The sequence below is a fragment of the Silvanigrella sp. genome (assembly GCF_044369315.1).
In the GTDB taxonomy this organism is placed as follows: Bacteria; Bdellovibrionota_B; Oligoflexia; order Silvanigrellales; family Silvanigrellaceae; genus Silvanigrella.
Map to the genome: position 1 here is coordinate 1 of NZ_JBIPMD010000017.1, position 17,960 is coordinate 17,960.

Genomic DNA, 17,960 nt, shown 5'->3' on the forward strand with positions numbered 1-17,960 from the left:
GTAAGCTCAATCGCCCCTTGCTTGAATTCGCTTGTATACCTTCTTTTGGTTAACACCATTTCAACACCTCTTTCCTATAAGTTTTTTTCGGATCTGGGTGTCTACTTTCTTAGGGGAGGATCATTGATGGATGCTCTGATTATTTAGTACAAATGGTAAAGTGAGGATCTTCAAATGACTGTTCTATTTAGTGAATATTTAATAGAAAAAAAATTGTTAAGTATGGAACAAGTTCTTGAAATATTTATTGAACAGTTAGAGATTATCCCTTCTTCAGCAGAGCTTATATATGAATTTAATCTTTTACCTAAAAATGATCTTTTAAAAATATTAATGAAACAGCAAATTGAAGGTTTGGATTTTCAAGCAAGTGCAAAATCGCTTGGTTTATGGAATTCTGAAGTATCTGATTCTGTGAAAAAAAAATTAAAAGAAATATATAAACCTTTTACTGAAATTTTAGTTCAAAAAGAATATTTAACTCTAGATAATTTATCTAGTGCTATTATTTCATTTACAGAGCAAAATATTCAAGAATCTAATCCTATTAAACCTGTAATTGAGCCGATTCATAAATTAAATAAAGAAATGTTATTTGAATATTTAGATTGTTTTGAGAATGTTATTTCGATAAACATAAAGTCTTTTCTAGCTAAAATTAAAAATTCAGAAATCACTCAAAATAATTTTAGGAATGAAATTAATAATGTTAAATCTGAATTTATTGCATTACAGGCAGCCGCAAATTTTGTGAATGCAAAATATAGTGAAAAAGTATCAATCTTGGTTTCTAATTATATAGAAAAGATAGTTTCTTTAAATAATGAATTTAATATTGATAAAACAAAGGAAATTGTTGAGATGGCTTTTAATATTTTAGAAGGCTATTTTCAATCTTTAAAGTTAAATGAAATTGAAGATATAAAAGGGTTAAATCCAAATGATGTTTACAATGAATTAAAGAATATAGTTGAAAAAAGCTAAGGAAATAATTTTATATTAAGGAGAATTTTAATTGGAAATGGAAACTTATAAAGAAAATTTAATTAAATATTTTTCATCATTAATAGAAATAGAAACTGGTATTCAATACGATGAAACAAATAAATATTTATTATTAACTCGAATTCAGAATTTGTTAAAATTAATTAATATAAGTAGTATAGATTCTTTATGGAATGAAATTCAAACAAACGGATTAAATTCGCAAATAAAATCTTTGATATTAGATTTAGCGACAAATAATGAAACCTCTTTTTTTCGTGATCCTAAAGTATTTGAATTTTTAAAAACAGAATTTGTTCCCAAAATCATGGCAAATAAAAACAGAATTCGAATTTGGTGTGCAGCCACAAGTACAGGCCAAGAACCTTATTCTATTGCTATTATTATGGCGGAATTAAAAGAATTAGGAATGAATAAAAGTTACGAAATTTTAGCTACAGATATTAGTGATCGGGTATTAAAACAAGCAGAAAAAGGGATTTATTCCCCACTTGAGGTCCAAAGAGGACTTTCACCTGAGCTTTTAAAAAAATATTTTAATGAAGAAATATCAGATTTAAATTTGGTACCAAACTATAAAGTAAAATCTGAAATATCCTCCTTTATCACTTATAAACAACTAAATTTGCTTCATCCTTGGCCAAACTTTGAACCTTTTGATATTATATTCTGTAGAAATGTTTTAATATATCAAAGTATAGAAAACAAAAAAAATGTCATATCAAAATTTGCAAAATTATTAAATCCAGAAGGATATTTAGTGCTAGGTGGAGCAGAGAGTTTATTACAACTTTCAAATGATTATGATTTAATTAATTTTAATAATATAACAATTCATAAACTCAAAACTGATTTTAAGAATTAAGTTAGATTATTTTACTAGGAAAAGATTATGAATAATGTTTCTTTTGAAAAAGAATTAAGAAATACATTTATAACTGAATCGAAAGAAATGCTTGATGAAACAGAAAATATTTTTATTAATTTAGAAAAAAATCCGACTGATTTTTCTCAATATGATAAACTTTTAAGAATTATTCATACTATTAAAGGATCTGCAGCGGTTGTTGGAATTGATAAATTAGTACATTTTACCCATGTCTACGAAACCTTATTTAATATCAGTAAAAAATAATAAAATCATTTTAAGTCAGGAAATTATAGATATATTAATAGCTGGTAATGATTGTTTAAAAAAATCAATGGATATCATAGATGTGGAGCCAAAATCTGAGCTTGCCCATTTTAATCAGATTAGGGATAGTATTGATAAAATTTTAAATTTAGGAAAAAAAGAAAATAGCAATAAAAAAACAGAGAATTTATCTCCTCCACCCCCCATTGAAAATAAAAAATCAATTGGTAATGTTTTAATTCTTGATGATGAAAAAGAAATTTTGGAATATATGAAAATTGTTGTTGAGCAACAAAACTATCTTGTTTATGTTCTGGATAATGCAAAAGATGCTCTTGATATTTTAAATACAAAAAAAATTGATGTTATCTTAACAGATTTAAAAATGCCAAAAATAGATGGATTTCAATTTACAGAACAAATTAGAAAAATTAACAAATTTATTCCAATTATTCTTGTATCTGGAAACTTAGATTTAGAAAGTTCCAAAAAATTTTTAAAATTAGGGGTTAATGATTTTATTGATAAGCCTTTTAATACAAATAATCTTGTTTTTGTATTAGATAGAGCTATGAAAACAAGATATATTTGGAATGAATTGCTAAAAATATCAAAAGCATGTTTTAAAACCTATGTTTATTTTCAAAAAATGGATTCTTTTATAAATAATGGAAATGTAGATTCTGATATTTTAAAAGACAGAGAAATCTTAAAAAATTGTCTTGATGAAATAAAAGAAACTACAATAAATATTCTAGATTTTGAGAAAAGTAAAACGAGTTGACCTTATTAAGAAACAAAATCAGTCCATTGAGTTACATTGAGAAATAATGAAAAACCCGCAACATTAGCAATATTGAGTGAAAGTTTTTGATTTTCTCTCGGAGTAAAAATTCCTGCTTTGTATAAAGAATCAAAAGCTCTTTGTGAAAAAACTTTTGAAAAAATGGGTGGTTGAAACGCAATCGTTCTTAAAAAGGCAGCAGAGTGAGTTGTTATTGTCTTTTGAATGAGTTCATCTCTTGAAAAAACACCTTTTGATTTTACGAGCTCCAGAGCCGTTGCCATTAAAATACCGTACAACTCGACCTCGGGTCGAATGAATCTTGATAAAAATTCTAGAGTTTCTATTTTTTGGGGATTATTTGAAATTTCAATTCTTTTTTTATCTTCAAACTCAGTATCAATTTGTTTAATGAGCCCTAGATTTTCAAAAATATCTAAACAAGAGTTAGAAATTAAAACACTCGAAGTCTTACTGTCCCAAAATAATTCGTCTTGCCATATTCTACGGATTGAAGATATTGTAAATTCGATTTTTTGACTTGTTCTTTCCTCTTCTTTCGAATTTAATAAAACTTGAGCAATAATGCCAAAGGGTGCTAAAATATGGAATATGGTGCCTCTATACCACCATAAATTCATTTCTTTTTCTTCATTGCGAATGTATTCAATTTTATTTTCTAAGTTTGTTTCTTTATTCATTAGTTTCCAGCGCAAACCCATTTCAAATGTTTGTTCTGATAGATTATGAATAGAAGGAAGATTTGTGCTAGATAAAATTAAATTATTTCCCATTTCACTTACAGATTTTTCAAATTGGCCTAAATATGATGTTAAGTACTCAAAAATATGTTCTGCATCTAAACTTGTTGAAAGTTTCCAATTTATTTTATTATTAAATGTATTAATTAAATAGTTTAATAAAATAGTTTGGTATTGCAACTCTTCAAAATTAATTTTGTTAGTTTGTTGAGATAAAAGACAAGATGCTAATATTGAAGTGCCTGAAGCCTTTGCGGCACAGTTGATTCTTTGATTCACTCTTTTTGAAATATATTTTACAAGACCTTGAACTTGAGGATCTCTCGTATCAAAATTATCTGGTAAATCTTTTAAATGATATGGTAATAATTCGTTAATTGAAAGGTCAGCAGGGATTTCTTTTCTTATTTTTTCATTATATTCTTGCCAAATATCTCCAATTTTAATGGGATCTCCAAAGGAAACATCGACGCTTCCATAATTTGTAAAAACTTTTCGAATTCCGTTCAGAAATTGAAACGCATTTTCTTTTTGTTTTTTAGCACCCTTGAGTTCTTTTGCATAAGAGTCGTCCTCCATTACTTTATCGTATCCAAAGTAAACAGGAACAATATATGTATTTTCAGATTTTCTTTTAATAATACTCTGAACACAGATATTTAGCATCCCCATTTTAGGGCTAAGTAACTTACCAATTCGACTTCTTCCGCCTTCTTGAAAAAACTCTACTGGAAAACTATTTTGTAAAAGAAAATTTACATATTCAGAAAAAGTATGAGCATATATTTTATTTCCAGAAAAACTTCTTCTTATAAAAAAAGCACCACCTCGTCTTAAAATAGACCCTATAGGCCAAAAATTAAGATTTATTCCTGCAGCAATATGCGGTACAACAAAACCTTTTTTAAATAAAACATAAGAAAGTAATAAATAATCAAAGTGACTGCGATGGCTTGGCATCCAAATAATTTGTCCATCTTTTGCAACACGTTCGATGTGTTCAAAATTTCGAACTCTTACCCCTTCGAATATTTTTGTCCATATAAAATCAAAAAACTTTTCAAGAGCTCTTACGGTAACATAATTATAATTAGCACCAATTTCACGAATATATTTAACAATTTGTTCTTCTGTTTTAAGTGGGTTTTCAGATGAAGAGATAAATTTTTTCGTTGTTGTAGTAGAAAGAATCCATTGACATATTTTTTCATTATCATACAGCGTTGGTCCGAAAGCTGCCGTTCTTTCTTTCGCAAATTCAATATTAAATTGTCTTCTCATTCTTCTTGCATATTCAAAATCTTGGTCTTGATTTTCAAGTGCTGAGTCTGATTTTTCTGCTAAACCAAATTCAATATTAGGGGAATTAAATGTTTTGCCAAAAGAGATGTTAACTTCGCCTCTATGAAGAATTAACATAAATAATTTTTGCAAAGCGTTTCCAGTGCCATCATCTGGAAATAAAGATTTTAAAAGAAACCCTTTTTCGTTACGTTCAGGCGCTCTACTCCAAAATATACTTACTGGAATAAAAACAAGTTTTTCATTTTTAGAACGCGGGTCGTTTTTGATTAATTTAACAAAGTCACTTAAAAAGCGATCTTTGTGTGAGTTCGAAAAAAGTAACGAACCTGATTTAAGGGCAAGTAAAGCAGCGTGTCTGAAACGTTTTGGTTTCGCTTCTGTTGAAATCTTTTTTTGTTCAAATGTTTTTAAAGTTTTATTTAATACGATGGTATCCATTACAGACATTCTTGGTAAAACGTAGACAATAGCTTTCCCATTATGCTGATTAAAAAAAGTCTCTTTAGAAACAGATTTAGGATAAACCCGAATTCTCATAAAAAAAGATAAAGGTGAATACAGCCAAGCCCAATTTGTAAAATGGATACCCATTATTTTATACATATTTGATTTTCTCCGCAAATCTAAACTAAAACGCCTTAGCAATAAGATCCTCAAGAGCTTTAGTATTTGGAGAATCGTTTCCAAGTAAGATATTGTCAATAAGACGCGTACTTGTACCTTCAAATTCTATAATTTGAGCAATGGCTACAACCGCTTCAGAAGAAAGATTTCCTTCGCATTTTTGAGTAAGATCATCTATCTTTCTAAATTCAAGATATTGAGGTGTTAAATTTTCTTTTTTTAATTCGGTAAGAGAAATTTTTAACAAATGATCTATGGATTTTTCCCCATTTAGAAATTCTTTTGCAATTAAAGCAAGTGCTTTAGGGATAAATAAGGCCTTTTTTCTGGCCTCCTCATTAAGGTAACGGTTGCGGCTGCTCATAGCTAAACCATCTTTTTCACGAAGGGTTGGTACCATTATTACTTTTGTAGGATGGAAAAGATCGGTAGCCATTTTTTTAATAACTTGAACTTGTTGAAAATCTTTTTGCCCTAGATAAATATAATTTGCTTGAACAAGATTCATTAATAATAAAACAACTGTTGTGACACCATTAAAGTGCCCAGGTCTGTGGGCACCACATAAAACTTCTGTTATACCCGAAACACTTACTTGAGTTAGAAAACCTTGAGGATACATTTCTTCAATACTGGGAGCAAAAATAACTTTAGCTCCATGTTGTGTTGCAATATCAATATCATTTTGAAAAGTTCGAGGATATTTTGCAAAATCTTCATTCGGGCCAAACTGTTTTGGATTTACAAAAATAGAAACAACAGTGCAGTCATTTTCTGAAGCCGATTTTTGAATTAAACTAGCGTGCCCCTCATGAAGCGCTCCCATTGTAGGAACAAATCCAATTGAATTTTTATTTAATCTTTGTTCAGATAAATAGGAGAAGAGTTCATGACGTCGTGTGATAATAGCAGGGGGCACAGAGTTTATCCTCCAAGATATGCCCGTTGAACGTCTTTATCATGAAGAAGTGAAGAAGCTTCTCCCTTTTTAATAATTGTCCCAAGTTCTAATACATAGGCTCTGTGAGAAATTTTTAAAGCGAGTCGAGCATTTTGTTCAGCAAGTAAAATAGTCATTCCTTCACGATTCAGTTCAACGATGATTTTAAAAATTTGTTGAACAACTAAAGGAGCGATCCCAAGACTGGGTTCATCCAAAAGTAGTAACTTGGGTTTTGCCATGAGGGCACGTGCAATTGCAAGCATTTGCTGCTCTCCACCAGAAAGTAAAACCGCTTTTTGATTCATGCGTTCCCCTAGTCTTGGGAACCAAGCGACCATTCTGTCGATATTACTTTGAATTTCAGCTTTAGAGAAAGAAAAACTATAGCAACCCATGATTAAATTTTCTTTTACGGTCATATCTGGAAAAACCATTCGCCCTTCTGGCGATTGGCTGATACCAAGTTTGACAATTTCATGTGTAGCTAAACCAGTAATATTATTTTTTGAAAAAAATATTTTACCTGATTTTTGTTTTATAAGACCAGAGAGAGTTCTTAAAAAAGTAGTTTTTCCAGCGCCGTTACTTCCCACTAAAGAAACAATTTCACCTTCAAAGACTTCTACATGAATTCCTTTTAAAGCTTGAATAGCTCCATAATCGACAGCTAAGTTTTCAACGAGAAGCATTTTCTGTTTCCTTATCCAATTTGACAATAAAATCGTCTTCAACGTCAGAACCTAAATATGCTTCAATTACTTCATGATTTGTCTGAATATCTTTAGGGAGTCCTTCAGCTATGACGCTACCATAGTTTAATACTGTTATATGTTCGCATAAATTCATTACAAATTTCATATCGTGTTCAATTAATAAAATTGAAATTCCTTGTTGAGAAATTTTTTTAACAAGTTCCTGAAGAGCTAATTTTTCAGTAGGATTCATACCAGCTGCAGGTTCATCAAGGAGTAATAATTTTGGTTCCGTCATAAGGGAACGAGCTATTTCTAGTTTTCGTTGTAGACCATAAGGTAACGAAGTTGCAGGATAGTCTTTAAACTTTTTTAAACCACAAAATTCAAGAAGACCTTCCATTTTTTGGATTAACTCTTTTTCTTTTTTCCTTGTCTTTGAAAAAGAAAATAAAGAGGAAAAAAATTCTCCTTCTCTTTTTATGCATGCTCCTGACATAATGTTTTCTGCAACTGTCATATTTGCAAATAAACGAATATTTTGAAAGGTTCTGGAAACTTTATAATGAGCTATTAAATGAGTTGGTAACCCAACAAGCTCTGAGTTTTCTACTAATACGGATCCAGAAAAAGGTTTATAGACACCCGTAATAATATTAAAAACAGTTGTTTTTCCTGCTCCATTTGGACCAATTACCCCAGAAATTCCACCTTTACGGACATTAATATGAAAATCATTTAGCGCAACGAGTCCACCAAATTTTACTGTTACATTAGATATAGAAAGAATATTACTCATTTATTTTTCTCATTCTTTTAAAGCTGTCCATTAATGATGCTACACCTTTTGGATTAAGTAACATAATAATAACAACAAGCACAGAAAATACTAATGTTCTATTTGAAAAAATTGAATTAAATATAGTCACAAAAGATTGAGTTAAAAAACCTTTTTCAACTAATTTATACAAATAGGGATCAAATATTTGTGGAATAAAACGAAGGAGTTCTGGGATAACAACAATAATAAAGGCTCCAAATATACTTCCATAAACACTATACATTCCACCAATGACAACAGCTAATACAAGAACAACACTATTGTAAAAACCAGCTTCATCAGGGCTTATAAATTGAAGGGTATGTGAATAAAATACACCAGCTAATCCAGCAAGAGATGTTCCAATTAAAAAAGAAATTAATTTTGTTTTATAAATATCTATTCCAATACTTTTTGCTGAAATTTCATCATCTCTTGTAGCACGAACAGCAAATCCAATATTTGTCTTGTAAAAACGTTTGATAAATAATGCTATAATTATCATAATTATAAAAATAAGCATTGGTGATCCGAGTTTTGGAATATCTTTAAACCCTCTTGTACCGCCAACAAAATCTAAATTTTTAAATATGGTTGCAACAATTTCACCAACTCCAAGAGTTGCCATCGCTAAATAATCTCCCCTAAGTTTTAAACAGGGGATAGCAACAATAAGACCAGAAATAGAAGCAGATACCATTCCTACAATGCATGCTAATAAAAGTAACAGCGAATGATTTTCTATTCCTAATTTTGGTGCAATAAAAACAGTAAACATAGCAGAAGTGTATCCACCAACAGTATAAAATGCCGCATGTCCTAATGATAATAGCCCTGTTCCGCCAAGAACAATTTGAAGACTCATCGCTTGAATTGCTAATATACAAAAGATGATAAATGGCAATTGAATATAATTAAAAATATCTGTCATAGTTTATACTTTAACTAGCTGGGCTCTTCCGAGTATGCCTTGTGGCCTAACGAGAAGAACAATGATTAAGATTACAAACGCAAATCCATCTTTATAAGTAGACAACTCATAGCTAACGAGCATGCTCTCGGATATTCCTAAAAAAAGGCCACCTAAAACGGCTCCTCTTAAATCACCAATTCCACCTAAAACAGCAGCTGCAAAAGCTTTTAATCCTGCATTCACTCCCATTAACGGAAAAATTTGATTTGTCGCCATTCCTTGAATTGTACCAGCAATTACGGCGAGCATTGCTCCAATAAAAAAAGTAAGACTCACTGTTCTATCAAACGGAACACCACAAAGTTTTGAAGCATCTGCATGCATTGCCAGCGCTTTAATTCCTTTTCCGGCTTTTGTTTTATTAAGAAATAATTTTAAAGAAACAGCCAAAGCTATTGTTAATAAAAAAATTCCAATATCTCTAATGCGAACAAATAATTCACCAAAAGTAACAATATTACCAGGAATATTTATTGGATAACTTAAAGAGTTTGGAGAAAATAAGACTTGTACAATATTTTGGAGGAATAAACTCATAGCAACAGCGGTAATTAATGGAGCTAATCGATTGTGTTTTCGAAGTGGTTTATAAGCTACGCGTTCAATAACAATTGCAATGGCGCCAACTGCTAAAATAGCGAAAAGTAACGCAGCCCAAATGGGTGCTCCCATGGTAAGAAAAAGCATTACAAAATAAGCGCCAAGCATAAATAATTCACCATGCGCAAAGTTAACAAATTGTAATATTCCAAAAACCATCGAATAGCCTATAGCAATTAAAGCATATAAACTACCAATTGCTATTCCGTCGATCATAGCTTGAATAAAATCTGACATGAGATGCTACCTTAGTGAGAGAGTTCCATTTTTTTCTGTTTACTTAGCATCAGGTGAAATACTTGTAATAAACTTATATCCATTTGGTACATACTCTAGTATCACCGCCGGTTTAATTGGATTATGATTCTTATCCATTGTAATAGATCCAGTTATACCATTAAAGTCTTTTACTTTCGACAGAGCTTCGGTAATTTTTTCAGAGTTCTCCGATTTTATTTTTTTAATGGACTGATAAACAATATTAAAGGAATCATAGCCTAATGCGGCATGAGCGCTTGGGCTTGCATTATATCTTTTAAAGTAACTATCTACAAAAGATTTTACTTTAGGCTCATGGCTTTCAGTTGCGTAATGTGTAGAGGTATAACCTCCAATTTCAGCGCCTTTAGCAATAGATCTTAATTCAGGCGTAAACCAACCATCGCCACCTAACATTTTAGATTTAATTTGTAAGTCTTTTGATTCTCTTAAAATGACACCGACTTGTTGATGAAATCCAGGTATAAATACGACATCAGGTTTTATTTTTCTGACATCTCCTAACTGAGCTGTAAATGTGGTATCTTTTTGTGAGTACTTTAATGTTTTTAAAATTTTGCCACCAGACTTTTCAAATGTAGACGAAAAATTATCGCTCAGTCCTTTACTGTAATCAGAGTCAGAATCTTCTAAAATGATCGCGGTTTTTGCATTTAGATTTTTTGAAGCAAAATTAGCCATGACTACACCTTGGAAACTATCAATAAAACATGTCCTAAAAATATATTTTTTTCCTAAAGTAACGGCATCGTTGGTTGCTGCTGGTGATATAATTGGTACTTTAGCTTTTTCTGCAATGGCAGCAGCTGCTATTGCATTTGAGCTAATCACTTCTGCAATGACAACGGATACCCTGTCGGAGGTGATTAATTTATTGATTCCTTTAGCTGCTTCTAAAGGGGTGCTTTGAGTATCTTCTACAATGAGTTTGATTTTTATATCAGGATCATTCATCTCTTTAAATGCAAGATCAATTCCATTTTTTGCTTCTTTTCCATAAAAGGCTTGACTCCCGGTTAAAGGTAATAAAACGCCAACTTTTATTTCTAAGGCATATGCGTTAAATGAGATGACAAAACTTGAAAATAAAGAAACAATTACTTTTGAATTATTATATTTTTTCGAAAAAAAATTCATTAAAAAAATCCTCATTTAAATAGAGATATACTCGTCTTAAAAAAATTAATTATTTGGATTTACACTTGTTATATATTTATAACCTTTTGGCGTAAACTCAAGAATAACTGCTTAGATGCGTTATGATTTTTGTCTATCGTAATTACTCCCGTTGCTGCATTTAAATTTTTCGTTTTAGCAATAGCATTATTAATTTTTTCTGGATCATTTGAGTTTGCATTTTTAATTGCTTGAATGACTAAATTAGCAGAGTCATACCCTAAAGCAGAAAAGGAACTTGGTTCTATATTATATTTTGCTTTATAAGCTTTCACAAAATTTTGTAAGGTAGGATCTTTTGATTCTGCCGAATAATGATTTGATATAAATCCACCGTTTTCGGCTCCTTTCGCAATTGTTCTTAATTCTTGAGTATCCCATCCGTCACCGCCCAACATTTTGGAATTGATTTGAAGATCCTTTGCTTCTCTTAAAATCACACCAACTTGTTGATGAAATCCAGGTATAAATACGACGTCTGGTTTTATTTTACGAATTTCTCCTAATTGCGAAGTAAAATTTGTATCTTTTTGTGAATAGCGTAATATTTTTGTTACTTTACCGCCATCTAAGGTAAATTTATCCGAAAAATTCTTGCTTAATCCTATGCTATAATCTGAGTCTGAATCTTGTAAAATAACCGCAGTCTTTGCATTTAAATTTTTATAAGCAAAGTTCGCCATGACAAGGCCTTGAAAACTATCTGTAAAACAGGTGCGATAGATATAATTTTTGCCAATAGTAACAGTATCGTTCGTTGAGCCGGGTGACAAAATGGGGATTTTAGATTTTTCAGCAATCGATCCCGCTGCAATTGTGTTTGAACTCACCATATCTCCTATAACTACAACAACTTTATCGGAGGTAATAAGTTTATTTATTCCTTTAGCTGCTTCAGAAGGAGAGCTTTGAGAATCTTCAACAAAAAGTTTTATCTTTAAATCTTTATTATTCTTATTATGTTGCTCAAGAGCCAAATCAATTCCATTTTTCGTTTCTTTGCCATAATAAGCCTGAGACCCTGTGAAAGACAATAATATCCCTATTTTAGCTTCAAGTGCAAAAATATTTTGAAAAAAGGAAACGCTTACAAGAAAACTTGCGGCTGGAAATACAAATTTTTTTAAACTGGCTGTACAACCCATTTTTGATCCTTAATTGTCTATAAGTTATTAAAATTACTGCTATAGGATAGCAAAAGTATAATGTAATAGTAGGTATACTTATTCCAAGATTTTGAGAAATATCATGAATTATCAAATAATGCAAATCGAATTAAAAAATTGAGTTAAGATTTCATTAAAATCAAATGAATTTTGTTTCTTTAATTTTTTTAGCAATAAAAAGCATAAAGAAACAAAATGATCTTTATGCTTTTAAAAATAAATAAGAAATTAATTAAGGGTTTACACTTGTGATATACTTATATCCATTTGGAGTAAATTCAAGAACAACAGCTGGTTTTAATGGGTTGTGATTTTTATCCATTGAAATGATTCCTGTTACTCCTTCAAAGTTTTTAATGGCAGCGAGTCCTGCCGTTATTTTTTCAGGATCATTTGATTTTGAATCGATAATAGCTTTGCGCACCATATACAAAGAGTCATAAGCAAGAGCAGCAAAAGCACTTGGCTCTTCATTAAATTTTGCTTTATAAGCTTTTACAAAACTCTGAAGTTTTTTATTTTCACCAGAGGCAATATAATGATTTGAAATATAACTTCCGTTTTCAGCACCTTTTGCAATCTGTTTTAATTCCGGAGTATCCCAACCATCTCCTCCTAATATTTTAGATTTTATTTGAAGATCTTTAGATTCTCTCAAGATAACTCCAACTTGTTGATGAAAACCTGGAATAAAAATAATATCAGGCTTTGATTTACGGACTTCACTTAATTGTGAAGTATAAGAAGTATCTTTTTGAGAATAACGTAATACTTTTGTTACTAGACCCCCATTTTTTGTAAAATGTTCCACAAAACTTTTACTTAAACCTTTGCTGTAATCCGAGTCAGAGTCTTCAAGAATAATTGCCGTTTTTGCTTTGAGATTTTGGGAAGCAAAAGTAGCCATGACAGTTCCTTGAAAACTATCAATAAAACAAGCTCTAAAAATATATTTTTTTCCTTGCGTGATAGAATCGTTGGTTGCACTTGGAGAAACAATTGGAATTTTTGATTTCTCTGCAATGGATGCCGCAGCGATTGTATTCGAGCTTGTCATGTCACCTATAACTACTGAAACCTTATCAGAAGAAATTAATTTATTAATGGCTTTAGCAGCTTCGGCAGGGGTACTCAAAGTATCTTCTGTGTACATTTTTAATTTAGGTTCTGAGTTTCCCATTTCAGAAAGAGCGAGTTCCATTCCTTTTTTTGCATCTTGACCATAAGATCCGAGTGTTCCAGTCAGAGATAAAACAGATCCTACTTTTACTTCCAAAGAAAAAACTTGACTCGTAATAAAAAGTCCTGCTGATAGCAAAAAACTTTTCATTAATATATTTTTATTTGTAAGATAATAACTCACGAAATATACCTCCTGTAAAGTAGGAAAGAAAATTTTATCCTTTGAAAACTATAAATATACTTAAATCAGATTCATTTTGATTATGACAAAAATTTATAAAAACACAAGAAGAATTTAAGTTCTACTTGTCCCATTCTATAAAATTATATTAGCCTATAATTGTTGTTATGGTCTTTAAGTTTTAAGTTAATTGAGGGATCTATGAAGATTGCGATTGGACAAATTAGAGTAGTTTCAGCTAATTGTAGAGAAAATTACGAAAGTATTAAAATTGAGGTAGAGAAAGCGATTCACAAAGCTGTTAACTTAATTATTTTTCCAGAAATGGTTTTACCTGGTTACTTAAATGGGGATACTTGGGAACAAACCGCGTTTTTAAAAGAATGTGAATTTTTTCATCTTGAAATAATAAAATTATCTCATAAAATAAATATTATGTTTGGCTCTGTAGGAATAGATTGGAATAAAAAAAATGAAGATGGCAGAGTTCGAAAATATAATGCTGTTTTTATAGCTTCTAAAGGAAAACTTTTAGAAAACTCTAAAACAGGTCTTCCCTTTTGGATTAAATCTTTATTACCAAATTATAGAGAATTTGATGACTCAAGACATTTTTATGATTTAAGAAAACTATCTCAGGAGATGAATTGCAAACCAATTGATCTTTATGAGCCTGCATTATTAAATATAGATCAGAAAGAATTTCATATTGGATTATCTATATGTGAAGATGGTTGGAGTCATGATTATACTTTTCATCCAATAGAAGAATTTACAAAAAAATATGAGCACGATTTTTTTGTTAATTTAAGTTCTTCGCCATTTACCTTAGGAAAAAAAGAAAAAAGAGAAAATCTTTTTTCATCTATAAGTTCTAATGTAAGAGTTCCAATATTTTATGTTAATTGTGTTGGTGTTCAAAATGTGGGAAAAACCATCTATGGGTTTGATGGTTCATCAACTTATTATTCTCCAAATAAAGAGATCGTATGTATTGGTGAATTCTTCAAAAGCTCATTAGCTATAGGTGAGTTTGAGTTAAACAACAATAAATTTATATTAGAAAATAAAATCGAAAAAAATGAGAATACTTTAATTAAAGATATGCAAATTTCTCTCGAATATATTTTAAAAAACTGTTTACAAGATTGGAATATTAATAGAGTTGTTATTGGAGCAAGTGGTGGTATAGATTCTGCACTTAGTGCTGTTTTGTTTTCGCGTGTACTTGGATCTGAAAATGTTTACTTAATAAATATGCCTTCTAAGTTTAATTCAAGTCTTACAAAAAATGCGGCATTTAAATTAGCTGAAAACTTAAATTGTCCTTTTGCTTCTGTTGGCATTACCAATTCAATTGAACATACGAAATCACAATTAAATGAAATTACTTTTTTAAGATCAACTTCTTTATTAGATATCTCAACATTAGTTTTTGAAAATATTCAAGCAAGAGATCGGGGAGGGCGAATTTTATCTGCATTATCTGCTTCCTTAAAAGGTGTTTTTTCCTGTAATGCGAATAAATCTGAATTAACTGTTGGTTATTCTACTTTATACGGAGATCAAGCAGGCTTTTTAAGTCCAATAGGCGATCTCTGGAAAAAAGATGTATATGAATTGTCTAAGTTTTATAACAATGAAATTTATAAATCTGAAATGATTCCTATAGAAACAATTCAAGTTGTTCCAAGTGCAGAATTAAATGAAGATCAAAATGTTATAGAAAACAAAGGGGATCCCATTCAGTATTCCTACCATGATTTTTTATTCCGTTCTTGGGTAGAGCATTGGGATAGAAAAACTCCTGAGGACTGTTTAAAAGCTTATTTGGATGGAACCTTAGATTCTATGATTGGCTGTGAAGAGGGACTTTCTAAAAATTTATTTCCTACTGTTCCATCTTTTATTCTTGATTTAGAACGTTGGTGGTTTAACTATAAAGGAATGGGAGCATTTAAGCGTGTTCAAGCACCTCCCATTATAGCGATTACAAGAAGAGCTTTTGGTTTTGATCACCGCGAACATATTGGAAGAGCTCATTTTTCAGATTGTTATGTGAACTTAAAAAAATCTTTGGAGGTTTAAAAAAAATATGCTGTGATCTTTTATTTCAATTTTATAAGATCTATTCTTATTTGTAGATGATATTTTTACATATCAGGACTAATAATATAGATTATTAGTCTATATTATTAGTTCATAAAGGAAATTAATTCTATATTTTATTTAAGATTTCTTATATTTTGTCTTGTTCGAAAAACTTTTAAGGTAATGAATTTATTAAAAGATAAAAAAAATATATTTTATCTTTTTTAATTCATTTAAAATAAGTAGATTCATTGAAGAGGATGTAGTAACAAAAAAGCCTTTTGAAGAAGGAGTCTTCAAAACGTTAAGGAGCACAAACTTTATGGATGAAGTTAAGCCAAGTAAGGACGAAGAAAAACACATTCGTACTTTATCGCTATATCTAGAGAAATTTCACTTAGCAACGGGTTATCAGAATAAAGAAGTAGCAGAGCTTCTTAATATGGATAAAAGTTACTATAATAAAATCAGATTGAAAAAATTCTCTCCCATTTCAAATAGTATATCCATTTTAAAAAAGTTCGCTTCTTTAAATGATAATGACTTGATAAAATTTATCTCTGAAATTGAAGAATTAAATTCAGAAAATAATTCTTTAAATAATCAAGGTTTTGATTGGGAAGTCATTCTTAAAAAAGTATTTATAGATGCTGGTCCAATTTTACGAAAAATATTAATTGAAGACCGTTTGCGAAAAGTGATAGAAAAAAATGATTCTTCTATAGATTCTATAATTAAAAGTTTTATTTTACTTTGTTTGATTATAGATATTTCAAAAGATGAAAAATGGTTTAATGTTATATTAGATTTTATTTTAAATGTTCATTATAATTTAGAGGGCGTTAAAGATAGTGAAATAAGTCACTTAATTGATAAATTAAGAAAAATGAATTAACTATTATTTCAATAAATGGTTTTTTATTAATTTAAAAAGAGAAGAATAGATCTAATAATTTCTCTTTTTAAATTAAATTTTTTTATAAATTATACTTTAAAATTCTAAAAATTCTTATTATTAACTAAAAAATATTATTGGTTTAATTTTTGTAAATTAGTAAATATTAACTAATTGTAATTATTATTTAATTTATAATCAATTATTTCTTTGTTATCTTGGATTTTAATGATATTTTTGGAGGTAATTTTGAAATTTTCATCGATTAAAAGCCCTGATATTGATTTAACCATAAAAAATCCAAAAGAAATTATTGGTGATGTTAAGCAATGGAGACTTAACAGAAAGCTAAAAGATGAGTTAAAATCCAAAAAAGCAATATTGCCTTTAGTCTATTTTGAAAATGAAGAAATATTTTTATATTTTGATGCCTTTATTAGATTATGTAGCGCATTTGTTGCTACAAATAAAGCTTTAGATAGCCAACCTAATAATGGTGGCATAAAAAAGGCATTGCAAGATAAAAATCAGCAATTATTATATTGCTTTCAAAATCATGTTATTTCTTATAATATTAAAAATAAATTTCATATTTATAAATTTGAAAAACAAAATTACAATATAATTTGTTCTAACTCTAATGATATATATACAAAAAATCAATTTGAAGAAAATAAATTAAAAAATATAGAATCATTAGCTAATGACTACGATAATTTGGAATATTTTAAACAGAGTTTAGCAAATTATTTTGAGTCTAACTTTATAAAATATGCTCAAAGTAATAATTATTATGATAAATTTCGTTATTATAGAATTTTTACGAATAAAGAAATATTTGATATATTTATTGTTACATTTATGGATTTAGCTCTCGTAGGAATATCTGCTGCTATACCAGGGATTACTCCTGCAGCTGTTACAGGAAGATTTATTTTTGCATCACTATCTGGAGGAAGTAAAGTTGCTAGTCCTCTTTTGCAAAGAGCTTATTTTACTTTTAGAAGTGAGAAATTTGATGGATTAATTTTTGAAATACCATCAGAATTTATAGATATATATGATAATAATACCAATAAAATATTGAGAGAATTAGAAAGAAAATATAATAAAAATATTGAAAATTTAATTGAACAAAATAAAATTATTTCTCAAAATAGAGTTCGTACTGAAAAAAAAAAATTCAATCAAATAACTCTAAATTTAAAGAAACAAATTTTAATAATATTAATGAAAAATATAAAAATATAAAAAATGAATATGATTCTTTTAAAAGATATTTTTCTGAATTAAATTCTTTGAATAAAATTTCTGTTTCATTAGAAAAAATGACTAGACAAGCTTCAAA

The 17,960-nt window shown here is 29.4% G+C and carries 16 protein-coding genes; 7 read left to right on the forward strand and 9 right to left on the reverse strand.

The features are described from left to right. Positions 1–174 precede the first annotated feature (174 nt). From ACIQ56_RS02930 to ACIQ56_RS02945, 4 genes are read left to right on the forward strand one after another with little or no spacing between them, the layout of a single operon-like run. Positions 175–984 carry a hypothetical protein gene (locus ACIQ56_RS02930; RefSeq protein WP_397599585.1) on the forward strand — a complete coding sequence of 270 codons (810 nt, stop codon included), beginning with the start codon at positions 175–177 and terminating at the stop codon, positions 982–984. A 37-nt stretch (positions 985–1,021) separates the two neighbouring features. Continuing rightward, positions 1,022–1,870, forward strand: a complete 849-nt coding sequence (locus ACIQ56_RS02935; RefSeq protein ID WP_397599611.1) for a CheR family methyltransferase — start codon at positions 1,022–1,024, stop codon at positions 1,868–1,870. Between the two features lie 27 nt (positions 1,871–1,897). After that, entirely contained in the window at positions 1,898–2,140 is a 243-nt protein-coding gene (locus tag ACIQ56_RS02940) for an Hpt domain-containing protein (RefSeq protein WP_397599586.1), read from the forward strand. Next, a complete protein-coding gene (locus tag ACIQ56_RS02945) occupies positions 2,103–2,924 on the forward strand; it encodes a response regulator (protein ID WP_397599587.1) in 822 nt (273 codons plus the stop codon). Before ACIQ56_RS02940 ends, ACIQ56_RS02945 begins: the two co-directional genes overlap by 38 nt. 5 nt (positions 2,925–2,929) lie before the next feature. Here the strand turns inward: ACIQ56_RS02945 and ACIQ56_RS02950 are convergent, their stop codons facing one another. The 9 genes from ACIQ56_RS02950 to ACIQ56_RS02990 all read right to left on the reverse strand — a co-directional run bounded on the left by ACIQ56_RS02950 (position 2,930) and on the right by ACIQ56_RS02990 (position 13,626). Next, positions 2,930–5,593, reverse strand: a complete 2,664-nt coding sequence (locus ACIQ56_RS02950) for a 1-acyl-sn-glycerol-3-phosphate acyltransferase (RefSeq protein ID WP_397599588.1) — start codon at positions 5,591–5,593, stop codon at positions 2,930–2,932. Positions 5,594–5,618: 25 nt separating this feature from the next. Then, a complete protein-coding gene (gene panC / locus ACIQ56_RS02955; protein ID WP_397599589.1) occupies positions 5,619–6,533 on the reverse strand; it encodes a pantoate--beta-alanine ligase in 915 nt (304 codons plus the stop codon). Between the two features lie 5 nt (positions 6,534–6,538). Next, the gene (locus ACIQ56_RS02960; RefSeq protein ID WP_397599590.1) at positions 6,539–7,246 is read right to left on the reverse strand and encodes an ABC transporter ATP-binding protein; all 708 of its coding nucleotides are present in this window, start codon (positions 7,244–7,246) and stop codon (positions 6,539–6,541) included. Continuing rightward, a complete protein-coding gene (locus ACIQ56_RS02965; RefSeq protein WP_397599591.1) occupies positions 7,233–8,048 on the reverse strand; it encodes an ABC transporter ATP-binding protein in 816 nt (271 codons plus the stop codon). Before ACIQ56_RS02965 ends, ACIQ56_RS02960 begins: the two co-directional genes overlap by 14 nt. Further along, positions 8,041–9,000 carry a branched-chain amino acid ABC transporter permease gene (locus ACIQ56_RS02970; RefSeq protein ID WP_397599592.1) on the reverse strand — a complete coding sequence of 320 codons (960 nt, stop codon included), beginning with the start codon at positions 8,998–9,000 and terminating at the stop codon, positions 8,041–8,043. The genes ACIQ56_RS02965 and ACIQ56_RS02970 overlap by 8 nt, the downstream gene beginning before the upstream one ends. A 3-nt stretch (positions 9,001–9,003) precedes the next feature. Continuing rightward, on the reverse strand, positions 9,004–9,879 hold the full coding sequence (locus ACIQ56_RS02975) for a branched-chain amino acid ABC transporter permease (protein ID WP_397599593.1): 876 nt from the start codon (positions 9,877–9,879) through the stop codon (positions 9,004–9,006). A gap of 39 nt (positions 9,880–9,918) precedes the next feature. After that, positions 9,919–11,058, reverse strand: coding sequence for an ABC transporter substrate-binding protein (locus ACIQ56_RS02980; protein ID WP_397599594.1), 1,140 nt, complete (start codon positions 11,056–11,058; stop codon positions 9,919–9,921). A gap of 68 nt (positions 11,059–11,126) precedes the next feature. Beyond that, on the reverse strand, positions 11,127–12,242 hold the full coding sequence (locus ACIQ56_RS02985; protein WP_397599595.1) for an ABC transporter substrate-binding protein: 1,116 nt from the start codon (positions 12,240–12,242) through the stop codon (positions 11,127–11,129). Positions 12,243–12,495: 253 nt separating this feature from the next. Continuing rightward, on the reverse strand, positions 12,496–13,626 hold the full coding sequence (locus ACIQ56_RS02990) for an ABC transporter substrate-binding protein (protein ID WP_397599596.1): 1,131 nt from the start codon (positions 13,624–13,626) through the stop codon (positions 12,496–12,498). Positions 13,627–13,827: 201 nt separating this feature from the next. Here ACIQ56_RS02990 and nadE point away from each other — a divergent pair, with 201 nt between their 5' ends. The 3 genes from nadE to ACIQ56_RS03005 all read left to right on the forward strand — a co-directional run bounded on the left by nadE (position 13,828) and on the right by ACIQ56_RS03005 (position 17,863). Then, the gene (nadE, locus tag ACIQ56_RS02995; RefSeq protein WP_397599597.1) at positions 13,828–15,714 is read left to right on the forward strand and encodes an NAD(+) synthase; all 1,887 of its coding nucleotides are present in this window, start codon (positions 13,828–13,830) and stop codon (positions 15,712–15,714) included. Positions 15,715–16,039: 325 nt separating this feature from the next. Further along, the gene (locus tag ACIQ56_RS03000) at positions 16,040–16,612 is read left to right on the forward strand and encodes a hypothetical protein (protein ID WP_397599598.1); all 573 of its coding nucleotides are present in this window, start codon (positions 16,040–16,042) and stop codon (positions 16,610–16,612) included. 249 nt (positions 16,613–16,861) lie between these two features. Next, positions 16,862–17,863, forward strand: a complete 1,002-nt coding sequence (locus ACIQ56_RS03005) for a hypothetical protein (RefSeq protein WP_397599599.1) — start codon at positions 16,862–16,864, stop codon at positions 17,861–17,863. Positions 17,864–17,960: the final 97 nt, after the last annotated feature.

Excerpts from the sequence above, each read along its gene's own strand:
- ACIQ56_RS02980 (WP_397599594.1), bottom strand. The coding sequence starts at position 11,058 with ATGAATTTTTTTTCGAAAAAATATAATAATTCAAAAGTAATTGTTTCT.
- ACIQ56_RS02945 (WP_397599587.1), top strand. The coding sequence starts at position 2,103 with ATGTCTACGAAACCTTATTTAATATCAGTAAAAAATAATAAAATCATT.
- ACIQ56_RS02935 (WP_397599611.1), top strand. The coding sequence starts at position 1,022 with ATGGAAACTTATAAAGAAAATTTAATTAAATATTTTTCATCATTAATA.
- ACIQ56_RS02940 (WP_397599586.1), top strand. The coding sequence starts at position 1,898 with ATGAATAATGTTTCTTTTGAAAAAGAATTAAGAAATACATTTATAACT.
- ACIQ56_RS02970 (WP_397599592.1), bottom strand. The coding sequence starts at position 9,000 with ATGACAGATATTTTTAATTATATTCAATTGCCATTTATCATCTTTTGT.
- nadE (WP_397599597.1), top strand. The coding sequence starts at position 13,828 with ATGAAGATTGCGATTGGACAAATTAGAGTAGTTTCAGCTAATTGTAGA.
- ACIQ56_RS02965 (WP_397599591.1), bottom strand. The coding sequence starts at position 8,048 with ATGAGTAATATTCTTTCTATATCTAATGTAACAGTAAAATTTGGTGGA.
- ACIQ56_RS02975 (WP_397599593.1), bottom strand. The coding sequence starts at position 9,879 with ATGTCAGATTTTATTCAAGCTATGATCGACGGAATAGCAATTGGTAGT.
- ACIQ56_RS03000 (WP_397599598.1), top strand. The coding sequence starts at position 16,040 with ATGGATGAAGTTAAGCCAAGTAAGGACGAAGAAAAACACATTCGTACT.
- ACIQ56_RS02985 (WP_397599595.1), bottom strand. The coding sequence starts at position 12,242 with ATGGGTTGTACAGCCAGTTTAAAAAAATTTGTATTTCCAGCCGCAAGT.
- ACIQ56_RS02950 (WP_397599588.1), bottom strand. The coding sequence starts at position 5,593 with ATGTATAAAATAATGGGTATCCATTTTACAAATTGGGCTTGGCTGTAT.
- ACIQ56_RS02930 (WP_397599585.1), top strand. The coding sequence starts at position 175 with ATGACTGTTCTATTTAGTGAATATTTAATAGAAAAAAAATTGTTAAGT.
- ACIQ56_RS02960 (WP_397599590.1), bottom strand. The coding sequence starts at position 7,246 with ATGCTTCTCGTTGAAAACTTAGCTGTCGATTATGGAGCTATTCAAGCT.